10 protein-coding genes are annotated in these 14,011 nt (G+C 60.6%); 9 read left to right on the top strand and 1 reads right to left on the bottom strand.

The window, feature by feature from the left end; genetic code table 11:
- The first annotated feature begins 553 nt into the window (after nt 1–553).
- From rpsL to gmk, 9 genes are all read left to right on the top strand, one after another.
- Complete coding sequence (gene rpsL, locus DKK75_RS05160; protein ID WP_015022141.1) at nt 554–925, top strand: 30S ribosomal protein S12; 372 nt, start codon at nt 554–556, stop codon at nt 923–925.
- 3 nt (nt 926–928) lie between these two features.
- Nucleotides 929–1,399: a 30S ribosomal protein S7 gene (rpsG, locus tag DKK75_RS05155; RefSeq protein WP_015022140.1), complete on the top strand. Its 471-nt coding sequence runs from the start codon at nt 929–931 to the stop codon at nt 1,397–1,399.
- Between the two features lie 26 nt (nt 1,400–1,425).
- Entirely contained in the window at nt 1,426–3,552 is a 2,127-nt protein-coding gene (gene fusA / locus DKK75_RS05150; RefSeq protein ID WP_110452388.1) for an elongation factor G, read from the top strand.
- A gap of 195 nt (nt 3,553–3,747) precedes the next feature.
- Nucleotides 3,748–4,947 (top strand): elongation factor Tu, encoded by a 1,200-nt coding sequence (gene tuf / locus DKK75_RS05140; protein WP_101432623.1) that lies wholly within the window; start codon nt 3,748–3,750, stop codon nt 4,945–4,947.
- Nucleotides 4,948–5,183: 236 nt separating this feature from the next.
- Nucleotides 5,184–5,747, top strand: a complete 564-nt coding sequence (gene efp, locus DKK75_RS05135; RefSeq protein WP_045924655.1) for an elongation factor P — start codon at nt 5,184–5,186, stop codon at nt 5,745–5,747.
- A 22-nt stretch (nt 5,748–5,769) separates the two neighbouring features.
- On the top strand, nt 5,770–6,474 hold the full coding sequence (gene nusB, locus DKK75_RS05130) for a transcription antitermination factor NusB (protein ID WP_110452387.1): 705 nt from the start codon (nt 5,770–5,772) through the stop codon (nt 6,472–6,474).
- A gap of 196 nt (nt 6,475–6,670) precedes the next feature.
- The gene (carA, locus tag DKK75_RS05125; protein WP_110452386.1) at nt 6,671–7,900 is read left to right on the top strand and encodes a glutamine-hydrolyzing carbamoyl-phosphate synthase small subunit; all 1,230 of its coding nucleotides are present in this window, start codon (nt 6,671–6,673) and stop codon (nt 7,898–7,900) included.
- On the top strand, nt 7,893–11,267 hold the full coding sequence (gene carB / locus DKK75_RS05120) for a carbamoyl-phosphate synthase large subunit (protein ID WP_110452385.1): 3,375 nt from the start codon (nt 7,893–7,895) through the stop codon (nt 11,265–11,267). Before carA ends, carB begins: the two co-directional genes overlap by 8 nt.
- A 100-nt stretch (nt 11,268–11,367) precedes the next feature.
- A complete protein-coding gene (gene gmk, locus DKK75_RS05115) occupies nt 11,368–11,991 on the top strand; it encodes a guanylate kinase (RefSeq protein ID WP_110452551.1) in 624 nt (207 codons plus the stop codon).
- A gap of 80 nt (nt 11,992–12,071) precedes the next feature.
- Here the strand turns inward: gmk and ilvD are convergent, their stop codons facing one another.
- Nucleotides 12,072–13,931 (bottom strand): dihydroxy-acid dehydratase, encoded by a 1,860-nt coding sequence (gene ilvD / locus DKK75_RS05110; RefSeq protein ID WP_110452384.1) that lies wholly within the window; start codon nt 13,929–13,931, stop codon nt 12,072–12,074.
- Nucleotides 13,932–14,011: the final 80 nt, after the last annotated feature.

Below are 14,011 nucleotides of genomic sequence, written 5' to 3'. Positions count from 1 at the left end.
CTGACCGTCCACGAATTCCAGAGCATTTCGGGACGCTGGCGCTTATATGCCAGGACGCTGACATTTATGTTTCTGGCATTTATCTGTGCTGATTTAGTTAGATATGCATTCCTTTATATTCCGACACTTGTAACGCTTATGTAGCAGGAATCTGAATCTGTTACAGGCAGGCACCCGATTACCGGGATTTATAAAAGTATGGTATGCAAAAAGCCTGTTGGAGGTCTGCTGCAGGGGCCTTCCCAATGACGGTTCCCGGCATCACAGTGAACAAAGCCTAGAGCATACAGACACGTGCGCTGTGAAACGATGTCTGGCACGGTGATATACTTTTCATCGTGTGTGCCGACAGCACACCTTATGTCACAGGTGAGTTTGTCGGGATATCCCCGAATCCGAAGATTGCAGGCAGCAATGTGCGGCAGGAGGATCAGGGGCCATCGGGCCGGTGGACAGTGGCTGATCTCTCCTTTTGGGAGCGACTGCGGCTGCGGTGCAGCGGTCTCGCAGTGCAAACGAAGACAAATTCATCGAAGGAATCGGAGAGAGTCAGTTGCCAACAATTGAACAGCTCGTCCGCAAAGGGCGCAAGGCCAAGCCTCGCAAGTCGAAGACTTTGGCACTCAAGGGCAGCCCGCTGCGTCGCGGCGTGTGCACCCGTGTCTACACCACCACCCCCAAGAAGCCGAATTCGGCTCTGCGGAAGGTTGCCCGTGTCCGTCTGAGCTCCGGCATTGAGGTTTCCGCCTACATCCCCGGCGAGGGCCATAACCTGCAGGAGCACTCCATCGTGCTGGTGCGCGGCGGACGTGTCAAGGATCTGCCCGGCGTGCGCTACCACATCGTGCGCGGTGCGCTGGATACCCAGGGAGTCAAGGATCGCAAGCAGGGCCGTTCCCTGTACGGAGCAAAGAAGGCCAAGTAACACATGTCACGCAAAGGACCAGCTAAAAAGCATCAGCTCCTGCCCGATCCCATCTACGGTTCCACCGTGGTGGCCCAGCTGATCAACAAGATCCTGCTGGACGGCAAGAAGTCCATCGCCGAGAACATCGTCTACACCGCTCTGGAGCAGGTCAAGGAGAAGACCGACCAGGAGCCTGTGGCCGTGCTCAAGCGCGCCCTGGACAATATTCGTCCCAGCCTGGAGGTCCGCAGCCGTCGTGTCGGCGGCGCCACCTACCAGGTCCCCGTCGAGGTCAAGCCGAACCGCGCCAATACGCTCTCGTTGCGGTGGCTGACCGATTACAGCCGTGCCCGTCGCGAGAAGACCATGTCGGAGCGGCTGGCCAACGAGATCCTTGATGCCTCCAACGGCCTGGGTGCTGCGGTCAAGCGCCGCGAGGACACCCACAAGATGGCCGAGGCCAACAAGGCGTTCGCCCACTATCGCTGGTAATCCCAAGAGAGCGAGAACAAGGAATTATGGCACAAGACGTGCTCACGGACCTGACCAAGGTCCGCAACATCGGCATCATGGCCCACATCGATGCCGGCAAGACAACGACGACCGAGCGTATTCTCTACTACACCGGCGTCAACTACAAGATCGGCGAGACCCACGATGGCGCCTCCACCATGGACTGGATGGATCAGGAGAAGGAACGTGGCATCACGATCACCTCCGCCGCCATCACAGCCTTCTGGAACCGCCAGTCCCACGATCCTGAGGACCGCTATCAGATCAACATCATCGACACCCCAGGCCACGTGGACTTCACCGCCGAGGTGGAGCGCTCCCTGCGCGTGCTCGATGGCGCTGTAGCGGTGTTCGACGGCAAGGAGGGCGTGGAGCCCCAGTCCGAGACCGTCTGGCGTCAGGCCGACAAGTACGGCGTGCCCCGCATCTGCTTCATCAACAAGATGGACAAGCTGGGGGCCGACTTCTACTACTCGGTGGACACCATCAAGGACAAGCTGGGCGTCAAGCCGCTGGTCATGCAGCTGCCTATCGGCGCTGAGAGCGACTTCCACGGCGTGGTCGACCTGGTGCGCATGGTGGCCTACTACTGGAAGGACGAGGCCGACCTAGGCGCCAAGTACGAGACCATCGACATCCCCGACGATCTCAAGGACAAGGCCGAGCAGTACCACACCGAGCTGCTTGAGGCTGTGGCCGAGTCGGACGAGGATCTGCTGGAGAAGTACCTGGGTGGCGAGGAGATCTCCCAGCAGGAGATCCGCACCGCTGTGCGCAAGATGACCATCGAGCAGTCGGCCTTCCCGGTCTTCTGCGGATCCGCCTTCAAGGACAAGGGCGTGCAGCCCATGCTGGACGCGGTCGTGGACTACCTGCCCAGCCCCGAGGATGTGCCGGCCATCAAGGGCTACAAGATCGGCGATGAGTCTGTCGAGATCGACCGCAAGCCCACTGTGGACGAGCCCTTCTCGGCCTTGGCTTTCAAGGTGGCCACCCATCCCTTCTACGGCAAGCTGATCTACGTGCGCGTCTACTCCGGCAAGGTGGCTCAGGGCGATACCGTCCTGGACTCCACCAAGGGCAAGAAGGAGCGCGTCGGCAAGCTCTTCCAGATGCACTCCAACAAGGAGAATCCGGTCGACGAGGCTATCGCTGGCAACATCTATGCCTTTGTCGGTCTCAAGAGCGTCACCACCGGTGATACCCTGTGCGACGAAAAGGAACCGTTGGTGCTGGAATCCATGACCTTCCCCGATCCTGTGATCGAGGTGGCCGTGGAGCCCAAGACCAAGGCCGACCAGGAGAAGATGGGCATCGCTCTGCAGAAGCTCTCCGAGGAGGATCCCACCTTCCAGGTCAAGACGGACGAGGAGTCCGGCCAGACCCTGATCTCCGGCATGGGCGAGCTCCAGCTGGACATCCTGGTGGACCGCATGCGCCGCGAATTCCATGTGGAGTGCAACGTGGGCAAGCCTCAGGTGGCATACCGCGAGACCATCCGCAAGACCGTCATGAACCAGGAGTACACCCACAAGAAGCAGACCGGCGGCTCCGGCCAGTTCGCCAAGGTGCTCATGAACTTCGAGCCCCTGGATACCGCCGAGGGCGAGACCTACGTCTTCGAGAACAAGGTCACCGGCGGCCACATCACCAAGGAGTTCATCCCCTCGGTCGATGCGGGCGTTCAGGAGGCCATGGAGTCCGGCGTGCTGGCAGGCTTCCCGGTCGTAGGCGTCAAGGCGACCCTGACCGATGGCCAGATCCACGAGGTCGACTCTTCGGAGATGGCCTTCAAGATCGCTGGCTCCATGTGCTTCAAGGAGGCCGCTCCCAAGGCCAAGCCCGTCATCCTCGAGCCCATCATGGCTGTCGAGGTTCGTACTCCCGAGGAGTACATGGGCGACGTCATGGGCGACATCAACTCCCGTCGTGGCTCCATCCAGTCCATGACCGACGCCACCGGCGTCAAGGTCATCGACGCCAAGGTGCCCCTGTCGGAGATGTTCGGCTACATCGGCGACCTCAGGTCCAAGACCCAGGGGCGCGCCATGTTCACCATGCAGATGGACTCCTATGCTGAGGTCCCCAAGGCCGTCAGCGACGAGATCATCAAGGCCCAGCGGGGCGAGTAATGCCGGTCTGGTCCGCCGTCATGGCGGACCGCCGCCAACAGGCTCTTCTGTCACAAGTCGGCGTTACACTCTTGTAGCGCTGACTGGGCGGAGGGCAAAAGTGGCAAAGAACCCGATAACCCAGTAATATGTAGCGAGTGCTCTGTGCGTGGTTCGTGCAGGCAACCTACGAGACGTCCAGGAGGACAAAACACAATGGCAAAGGAAAAGTACGAGCGGAACAAGCCGCACGTTAACATTGGCACCATCGGCCACGTCGATCACGGCAAGACCACCCTGACCGCGGCCATCTCAAAGGTGCTGCATGAGGAGTACCCGGACGTCAACCCCGAGTACGATTTCGCTCAGATCGATGCTGCTCCTGAGGAGAAGGAGCGCGGCATCACCATCAACATCGCGCACATCGAGTATCAGACTGCCAAGCGCCATTACGCCCACGTGGACTGCCCTGGACACGCCGACTTCGTCAAGAACATGATCACCGGCGCTGCTCAGATGGATGGCGCCATCCTGGTGGTCGCCGCCACTGACGGCCCCATGGCCCAGACTCGCGAGCACGTGCTGCTGGCCCGCCAGGTCGGCGTGCCGAAGATCCTGGTCGCCCTGAACAAGTGCGACATGGTCGACGACGAAGAGCTGATCGAGCTGGTCGAGGAGGAAGTTCGCGATCTGCTGGACGAGAACGGCTTCGACCGCGATTGCCCCGTCATCCGCACCTCCGCCTATGGCGCTCTGCATGACGATGCCCCCGACCACGACAAGTGGGTCCAGACCATCAAGGACCTCATGGATGCCGTCGACGACTACATCCCCACTCCGGTTCATGACCTGGACAAGCCCTTCCTGATGCCCATTGAGGATGTCTTCACCATCTCCGGCCGCGGCACCGTGGTGACCGGCCGTGTCGAGCGCGGCAAGCTGCCCGTGAACACCAACGTGGAGATCGTCGGCCTGCGGGACACCCAGTCCACCACCGTCACCTCCATCGAGACCTTCCACAAGCAGATGGACGAAGCCGAGGCTGGAGACAACACCGGTCTGCTGCTGCGCGGCATCGGCCGTGAGGATGTTGAGCGCGGCCAGGTCGTGGCTGCTCCCGGCACCGTTACTCCTCACCACAAGTTCGAGGGCGAGGTCTACGTGCTGACCAAGGACGAGGGTGGACGCCACTCGCCGTTCTTCTCCAACTACCGTCCGCAGTTCTACTTCCGGACCACCGACGTCACCGGCGTCATCACCCTGCCCGAGGGCGTGGAGATGGTTCAGCCCGGCGATCACGCCACCTTCTCCGTCGAGCTGATCCAGCCCGTCGCCATGGAGGAGGGCCTGACCTTCGCTGTTCGTGAAGGCGGCCACACGGTTGGCTCAGGCCGAGTCACCAAGGTCATCGAGTAGGATTGCCTGTCGCTTACCGACACAATCCAATGACGGGGCCCGGAATCCTTCCTGTGATTCCGGGCCCCGCCCATATCCGGCCGGCCTCGCCGCTGGGCCAGCCGCGGTGTTCATGCGCCGTGGCATAATAGGCGAGGATTTATCGCGAGCGGGCCGGATCCTGTGTGGCCCGGTGCTTTCGGCAGATGGCCAGGAGCCCTCCGAAGGAACGTTCATCAGAATGAGGTGGTATCAAGGTGGCACAGACTTCCAACGACATCAAGAACGGATCGGTCATCAACCTGGACGGCAAGCTTTGGACCGTCATCAAGTTCCAGCACGTCAAGCCGGGCAAGGGGCCGGCCTTCGTGCGCACGACCATCAAGGACGTCCTCTCAGGCAAGATCGTGGACCGCACCTTCAACGCCGGCATGAAGATGGACTTCGAGACCGTCGACAACCGGACCATGCAGTACTCCTATCGGGACGGCGACTCCTTCGTCTTCATGGACATGAACACCTATGAACAGGTCAACATTCCCGAGACCCTGGTTGGCGATCAGGAACGCTTCCTGCTTGAGGGCACCGACTGCATCATCAGCTTCCATGATGGCAACCCCCTATCAGTGGAGCTGCCTGCATCCGTGGTGCTGACCGTAACTGCAACCGAACCGGGCGTCCAGGGCAACCGCTCCAACGCTGGCACGAAGCCTGCCACTGTGGAGACCGGGGCGGAGATCCAGGTGCCCCTCTTCGTGGGCGAGGGCGAGAAGGTCAAGGTGGACACCCGCGACGGCTCCTACCTGGGCCGCGAGAACTGAGCAAGGCGGAAACCACACATCCATGGCACGTTCCACAGCCCGCAAGCGGGCCTTGAACACCCTGTATGAGGCCGATGAGAAGAGCCAGGATTTTCTCTCCCTGCTGGAGGAGCGCAAGGCTCGGCCGGGGGCGCAGACACCTCTGCCTGCTTATGCGGTGACCATCGTTGAGGGTGTGGCAGAGCACCGTCGAGATATCGATGAGGCTCTGCAGGCCCATTCCACCCGATGGCCGTTGAGCCGCATGCATGCCATTGACCGCAATATTCTGCGTATTGCCGCCTGGGAGATGCTCTACAACTCCGAGGTTCCAGACAAGGTGGCCATTGATGAAGCCCTGTCCCTGGCCAAGACCCTGTCGGATGCTGATGCCCCCGCCTTCATTCACGGCGTTCTGAGTGCTCTAGACCAGGAGAAGGATGACCATCAAGCTCGTCGTGAGCAAGCCGGTAGGATTGCTGCCCTGGCTGATGCAGAAGCCGATGTGGTCGTTTCGGATGATGAATCCGATAAGGCAAAAGCAAGGGTCGCAGCCTCCGAGCATGTCTGCTCTGAAGATGCTCATGCTGACAGCGATTCGGAATCGGCAGCGATTGGACCCGAAGGGGGAGATTCCGATCAGGTCCCTGACCATACGCTCGACCAGTCCGCCCCCAGTCTGGACCAGCTGAAACTGACCTTGCCCGAGGAACTGACCTCCGATGCGGATCGTCCTTCGAGCAACTGAACGATGATCCCAATAAAGGCCGACCGATGCCCGCTAGCTGTTATGGCATCAGGTCGGCCTTTTGCCATATTCAGACTGGTTGACCAGCAGTCCAACCTGCAGGATTTACCCAGCCATCTTTTGAACGATTCGATCGACATGATCCATAGGAGTCATTAATATGGGTGCGAATATCCGCGGTAATCAAGGGGGTTCGGTGAACCTGAAAGACACCAACACCATCACCTCCGATAGCCGTTTCTCCAATAGGGCCTTGCTCATCCTTGAGGATGGGGAAGTGTATCTGGGGAGAGCCTTCGGAGCGGTGGGCACTACCATAGGTGAAATTGTTTTCTCGACCGGGATGACGGGGTATCAGGAAACCCTGACGGATCCCAGCTATGCTCGGCAGATCGTTGTGCAGACCTTCCCCCACATAGGTAATACCGGTGTCAATGACCAGGATGGGGAGTCGGACAGGATCTGGGTGGCAGGGTATGTAGTCCGGGAACCCAGCCCCGACTTCAGCAACTGGCGGGCCCGAGGCAGTCTCCATGACCAGCTGGTCGGTCAGGGCATCGTCGGTATCAGTCACATAGACACTCGCCGGCTCGTGCGACACTTGCGTTCTGCAGGTGTCATGCGGGCCGGTATTTTTTCAGGCCCGGACCCAATGCTCAACGGCGGCGGCAGGCCCAGAACCATGCAGGAACTCCTTGATCAGGTCCGTTCGGCTCCCCAGATGAGTGGATCCCACCTGACCGGCGAGGTCAGCACGGACAGGTCCTATATCGTCGAACCAGCCGGAGACCATGAGGGGAAAGAGCCTGTTTGTACAGTGGCAGCAGTGGATCTGGGGATCAAGTCCATGGCCCCTCACAGATTGGCTGAGCGCGGCTGTAGGGTCCACGTACTTCCCGTGGATACCACTATTGAGCAGATACAGGCCCTGGGACCTGATGGAGTTTTCTTTTCTAACGGTCCAGGCGATCCATCGACCGCAGACGAGGAGGTGTCGCTCCTCAGACAGGTCCTGGATGCCGGACTGCCATTCTTCGGCATTTGCCTGGGCAACCAGCTTCTGGGCCGTGCCTTGGGCTTCGAGACCTATAAGCTAAAATTTGGCCATCGCGGCATCAATCAGCCTGTCAAGGATCTCAGCACCGGCAAGGTTGAGATTACTGCCCATAATCACGGATTCGCAGTCAAGGCGCCCAAGGGAGACCCGGTGCCCTCGCCCTATGGCGAAGGCCGGTATGGTCGTGTCCGGGTCTCTCATGTCGATCTGAACGACGGAGTGGTCGAGGGTCTGGAGTGCCTGGATATTCCAGCATTCTCCGTTCAATATCATCCGGAGGCGGCGGCTGGTCCGCACGATGCTTCCTATCTGTTCGACAGGTTCGTCACGTTGATGCAGGACGCCAAGGGAGGGAAGGCACATGCCTAAGCGGCAGGACATCCATTCGGTCATGGTCATCGGCTCGGGGCCCATCGTCATTGGGCAAGCGGCCGAGTTTGACTATTCGGGGACCCAGGCCTGCCGGGTGCTGCGCGAAGAGGGGATTCGCGTCATCCTGGTCAATTCCAATCCCGCCACCATTATGACGGACCCTGAGATGGCCGATGCTACCTACATTGAGCCTATCGCCCTGCCCTTCCTGGAACGGATCATTGCCAAGGAGCGGCCGGATGCGCTGCTGCCCACCCTGGGCGGTCAGACTGCTCTGAACGCTGCCGTGGAGCTGGGCAAGGCTGGCGTGCTGGAACGCTACGGGGTTGAGCTGATCGGCGCTTCCCTGGAGGCCATCGACAGGGGAGAGGACCGCGAGCTCTTCAAGCAGGTGGTGGACCAGGCCGGTGCCGAGTCGGCCAAGTCCCGCATCGCCCACAACCTGGATGAGGCCGAAGCAGTAGCCGCCGAACTCGGCTACCCCCTGGTCGTTCGTCCTTCCTTCACCATGGGCGGCCTGGGCTCTGGAATCGCCCATGATCGCGAGGAGCTGAGGCGGATCGCCGGTGCAGGCATCCACTATTCGCCCACTGATGAGATCCTTCTGGAGGAAGGCATTGAGGGGTGGAAGGAATATGAGCTGGAGCTTATGCGCGATCGCCTGGACAATGTGGTCGTGGTCTGCCCCATTGAGAATGTGGATCCGGTAGGCGTGCACACCGGGGACTCCATCACTGTGGCTCCGGTCTTCACTTTGACCGACCGGGAGTATCAGCGGATGCGTGACATCGGCATCGCCATCATTCGCGGCGTGGGGGTGGACACGGGCGGCTGCAATATCCAGTTCGCCGTCAACCCGGAGAACGGCCGGATCATCGTCATCGAAATGAATCCGCGTGTTTCACGCTCCTCGGCTCTGGCTTCCAAGGCCACCGGCTTTCCCATCGCCAAGATCGCAGTCAAGTTGGCCCTGGGATACACCCTGGATGAGATCGAGAACGACATCACCCGCTCAACGCCTGCCTCCTTCGAACCGACCATCGACTATGTGGTCACCAAAATTCCACGTTTCACCTTCGAGAAATTCCCCGGGGCGGATACGACCCTGACCACCTCGATGAAGTCCGTGGGCGAGGCCATGGCCCTGGCTGGCAATTTCCGCGAGTCCCTGGGCAAGGCCATGCGCTCCATCGACAAGCGGCACATGACCTTCTCCTGGGATGGCCCCCGGCCCGACCAGGCCGAGACCGACCAGCTGCTGGAGGCCATGCACACTCCCACCGAGCACCGCTACCTGCAGATTCAGCGGGCCTTCTGGGGCGGAGCTACCGTGGAGCAGGTTCACCAGGCCACCAGAATCGATCCCTGGTTCCTGGAGCAGATCAGCATGATCAACGAGCTGGCCCTTCAGGTGCGCCAGTCCGAAGTCCTGGATGAGGACCTGCTGCGCCGGGCCAAGCAATCGGGACTGAGCGACCTGCAGATCGCTCACCTGCGCGGTATGGGCGACCAAGGCGAGGCGGTCGTCAGGGAGCTTCGCTGGGCCTTCGGCCTTCATCCTGTCTACAAGACCGTGGACACCTGCGCAGCCGAGTTCGATGCGGTCACGCCCTACTACTACTCCTGCTACGCCGACGAGTCCGAGCTGCGACCCCGTCAGCGCGAAGCGGTCATTATCCTGGGTTCGGGACCCAACCGGATCGGCCAGGGAGTCGAGTTCGACTACACCTGCGTGCATGCCGTCCAGGAGCTGGGCAAGGACTATGACACCATCATGGTCAATTGCAATCCCGAGACGGTCTCAACCGACTATGACATGTCGGACAGGCTCTATTTCGAGCCGCTGACCTTCGAGGATGTTCTGGAGATCTACCGGGCTGAGAAGGCCATGGGACCTGTCAAAGGGGTCATCGTCCAGCTGGGCGGTCAGACGCCCCTGTCCCTGGCGGCAAGGCTCAAGGCAGCCGGGGTGCCCATTCTGGGGACCAGTCCCGAATCCATTGACCTTGCCGAGAACCGTGAGCTCTTCGGTCAGGTGCTCAGCAAGGAACATCTGAACGCCCCCCGTTACGGCACCGCCCTTTCCCTGGATGAGGCCAGAGATGCAGCACATGCCATCGGCTACCCGGTTCTGGTCAGGCCCTCCTACGTGCTGGGCGGGCGAGGCATGGAGATCGTCTATGATGACCAACAGCTGAACACTTACGTGGATCGCGCCCTGGAGGAGGCCAAGGCCGATACGGTGGTCTCCGGCCGTCTGCCCTCGCCCCTGTTGATTGACAAGTTCCTTCAGGACGCCATTGAGATCGATGTGGACGCCCTCTATGACGGGCAGGAGCTCTATATCGGCGGAATCATGGAGCATGTTGAAGAGGCCGGAGTCCACTCCGGCGATGCCGCCTGCACCCTGCCGCCCTCCACGCTCTCCGACGACCAGATCAACCGGTTGCGGCAGGCTACCCTGGCAATAGCCCAAGGTTGTGGGGTCCAGGGGCTGATCAATGTTCAGTATGCCTTTATGGCCAACACTCTCTATGTGATCGAGGCCAATCCCCGCGCATCCCGGACCGTCCCATTTGCCTCCAAAGCCACGGGTGCGGCGCTGGCCAAGGCTGCGGCCCGTATCATGGTGGGGGAGTCCATCGCCCAGCAACGAGTCAACGGGCTGCTCTTGCCTGTCGGCGACGGCGGCATGGTCCGTGTCGGCCAGCCTGTGGCGGTCAAGGAGTCCGTCCTGCCATTCAAGCGCTTCCGAACTCCGGTGGGTCGGACTGTGGATATTTTGCTGGGTCCGGAGATGCGTTCCACTGGAGAGGTCATGGGCTTCGATCGGGACTTTCCCCATGCATTCGCCAAGAGCCAGCTGGCCGCCTATCAAGGAGGTCTGCCCACCAGCGGGGTCGTCTTCCTATCGGTCAATGACACAGACAAGCGCCAGCTGCCCATGCTGGCAGCCCGTCTGCTGGAGCAGGGCTTCAGCGTTTGCGCCACCCGTGGTACTGCCTCCGTCCTGCGTCGGTACGGCTTCGACGTGTCCGTTGTCGATAAGATCAGCGGTGGCGAGGATCAGGGGCAGGCTTTCACTGATGCTGAAGGAGTTAGGCACATGGGTCGCAATCCGGTCCAGCTTATCGAGGATGGAGCTATCGACATGATCCTCAATACTCCGAGTTCCAGAGGTTCGCGCTCCGATGGCTATCTTATCCGGGTGGCCGCCATTGCCGCCGATCTGCCGCAATTCACCACGGTCACCGAATTCTCAGCCGCCCTGATGGCCATTGATGTGGCCAAGAAGGACGATTATCAGGTCATGAGCATCCAGGAGCACGCGGCCCGGCTGTTGGAGCTGGAGAAGGCCAGGTAGGTGCTGTAGCTATATGATTGACCCATGCTCCGGTCTACATAAGCCGGAGGGATGACCTTCAGGAAAGGAAGTGGCCGTGTCAGCGATCAACGGTGCCGATATGTCGAATCAGGATTCTTCGGAAGAACAAACTGGGGGACCAGGGAAGACGGGCGGCCGGCTGATCGTGTTGACAGGGCCTACGGCTGTTGGCAAGGGCACTGTGGAGGCAGCCCTGCGTCATGCCCACCCGGAGGTCTGGGTCTCTGTTTCTGCCACCACCCGCGCGCCACGTCCAGGCGAAAGGGACGGCATCACCTACTGGTTCATGGATGAGCGGGAGTTCGCCCGCAGGGAGGCTGCCGGCGACTTCCTGGAGACTGCCCTGGTGCATGGTATGTCCCACTATGGCACTCCGCTGCAGCCGGTCCTGGACCATATGGCGGCAGGGGTGCCCACAATTCTGGAGATCGATCTGCAAGGGGCCCATCGCGTTCGCCAGAGGGCGAAGGAACTGGGTCTGGAAGTGTTCTATGTCTTCCTGGCGCCGCCGTCATTCCAGGATCTGGTTACTCGGTTGAACATGCGGGGAACCGAAAATGAGCAGCAGCGGGCACGAAGGCTGGAGACCGCCAAGGTGGAGCTGGCCTCCGAGGGTCAGTTCGACCAGGTAATAGTCAACGACAACGTGGATAAGGCTGCGCAGGCTCTCTGGGAGGTAATTGCCAAGGAGTACGGTCTCTGACCCCCCTTCTTCAGTTCTGTTTCGGAAGAGTCAAAAAATCCTCCAGTCGGGTTCAAGCCTGATTGGAGGATTTTGGTCTATCAGTCCAGACCTGACAGCCTATTGATCAGGTCGGGGTCGCGGGTGGCGCCCTTGTCTGCCGAGCGAGCGAAAGCAGCATAGGCCTTCAGGGCCAGGGAGACCTTACGGTCCCTGTGGGCTACATAGCCTTCGCCAGCTTCAAGCTCTGCGCGGCGCTGGGCGAGTTCTTCATCGCTCAGCTCAACATCCACCCGCCGGTTGGGGATGTCGATGCGGATCATGTCGCCGTTGCGGATCAGGGCGATCGGGCCCTTGTTTGCTGCCTCAGGAGCGATATGGCCGATTGCCAGGCCTGATGAGCCGCCGGAGTAGCGGCCGTCGGTCAGCAGGGCCACATCCTTGCCGATCCCCTTGCCCTTGACGAATGAGGTGGGGTAGAGCATCTCCTGCATGCCTGGACCGCCCTTGGGTCCCTCGTAGCGGATGACCAGGGCCTGGCCCTTGTGCAGGGTTCCGTTGAGTATGACCTCCACGGCCTGCTCCTGTGATTCGACCACCAGGGCCGGTCCGCGGAAATTCCAGATCTCCTTGGGCACGCCTGCGGTCTTGACCACGCAGCCATCAGGGGCCAGATTGCCGCGCAATATGGCCAGACCGCCTTCGGAGACTGCTGGATGATCCAGGTCGTGAATGGCGCCGTTTACACGGTCGGTGTCAAGGTCCTTCCATTCCTTGGACTGGTTGAAGGGCTCAGGGGAGGTGATGTGCCCGGGCGCTGCATGGTAGAGCTCCTTGGCCTGATCCAGGCAGGTGGGGCGCATGATGTCCCAGTCATTCAGCTTGGACTCCAGGTCGGGGTAGTCGATGGAATGCGTATCCTTGTGCAGTACTCCGCCACGGTCAAGCTCGCCTAGGATGCCGCAGATGCCGCCAGCCCGGTGAACGTCGGATATCTCCCAGTCCCCCGAAGGAGAGGCCTTGCAAATACAGGGAACCGTATGGGAGATGCGCTCGATGTCATCCAGGGTGAAGTCCACATCCGCCGACTGTGCGGCGGCCAGGATGTGCAGGACGGTATTGGTCGACCCGCCCATGGCCACATCCATGGTCATGGCGTTTTCGAAGGCTTTCTTGGTGGCGATGGAACGCGGCAGGACCGAGTCGTCGTCGTCCTGATAGTACCGGTTGGCGATCTCGACGACCAGCTTGCCAGCCCGCTCGAAGAGCATCTTTCGGGCCGTGTGCGAGGCCAGGGTGGTGCCGTTGCCAGGCAGGGCCAGACCCATGGCCTCAGTCAGGCAGTTCATGGAGTTGGCAGTGAACATGCCGGCGCAGGAGCCGCAAGTTGGGCAGACCGTTTTCTCCAAGGCCAACAGCCCAGCATCATCGATGCTGTCGTCGGCCGAGGCGTACATGACGTCGATCAGGTCCGTGCTCTCTTTGACTGTCCCGTCAGGCATGACCGTGCGGCCTGCCTCCATGGGGCCTCCGGAAACGAAGACCGTGGGAATGTTCAGACGCAGAGCGGCCATGAGCATGCCTGGGGTGATCTTGTCGCAGTTGGAAATGCAGATCAGGGCATCGGCGCAGTGGGCGTTGACCGAATATTCCACGGCGTCAGCAATCAGGTCACGGCTGGGCAGGGAGTAGAGCATGCCCGTATGGCCCATGGCGATCCCGTCGTCCACAGCGATGGTGTTGAATTCACGGGGGATGCCGCCTGCCTCCTTGACGGCCTTGGAGACCATGCGCCCGACCTTGTTCAGGTGGACGTGACCAGGCACGAACTCGGAGAAGGAGTTGGCGATGGCCACGATGGGCTTGCCGAAGTCCTCGCCCTTGACGCCAGCGGCACGGTAGAGAGCACGGGCGCCCGCGAACTCTCGTTCCTTCATCAATTTGGCTGATCGCATCTGCATAGTTTTATTCAAGTTAACGGGGACAGCGATGGCCCGAACATGACCACATGTTGGAATTTTCGTCGTTTCTGCATTGCTTT

The sequence above is a fragment of the Bifidobacterium asteroides genome, assembly GCF_003202695.1.
Classification (GTDB): domain Bacteria; phylum Actinomycetota; class Actinomycetes; order Actinomycetales; family Bifidobacteriaceae; genus Bombiscardovia; species Bombiscardovia asteroides_G.
The sequence above is the reverse complement of the archived record's forward strand: the minus strand, read 5'-3'. Positions and strand labels throughout refer to the sequence as shown.

Coding starts and splice junctions, on each gene's coding strand:
- tuf (WP_101432623.1), top strand. CDS start 3,748: ATGGCAAAGGAAAAGTACGAGCGGAACAAGCCGCACGTTAACATTGGC.
- fusA (WP_110452388.1), top strand. CDS start 1,426: ATGGCACAAGACGTGCTCACGGACCTGACCAAGGTCCGCAACATCGGC.
- ilvD (WP_110452384.1), bottom strand. CDS start 13,931: ATGCAGATGCGATCAGCCAAATTGATGAAGGAACGAGAGTTCGCGGGC.
- nusB (WP_110452387.1), top strand. CDS start 5,770: ATGGCACGTTCCACAGCCCGCAAGCGGGCCTTGAACACCCTGTATGAG.
- rpsG (WP_015022140.1), top strand. CDS start 929: ATGTCACGCAAAGGACCAGCTAAAAAGCATCAGCTCCTGCCCGATCCC.
- carB (WP_110452385.1), top strand. CDS start 7,893: ATGCCTAAGCGGCAGGACATCCATTCGGTCATGGTCATCGGCTCGGGG.
- gmk (WP_110452551.1), top strand. CDS start 11,368: ATGTCGAATCAGGATTCTTCGGAAGAACAAACTGGGGGACCAGGGAAG.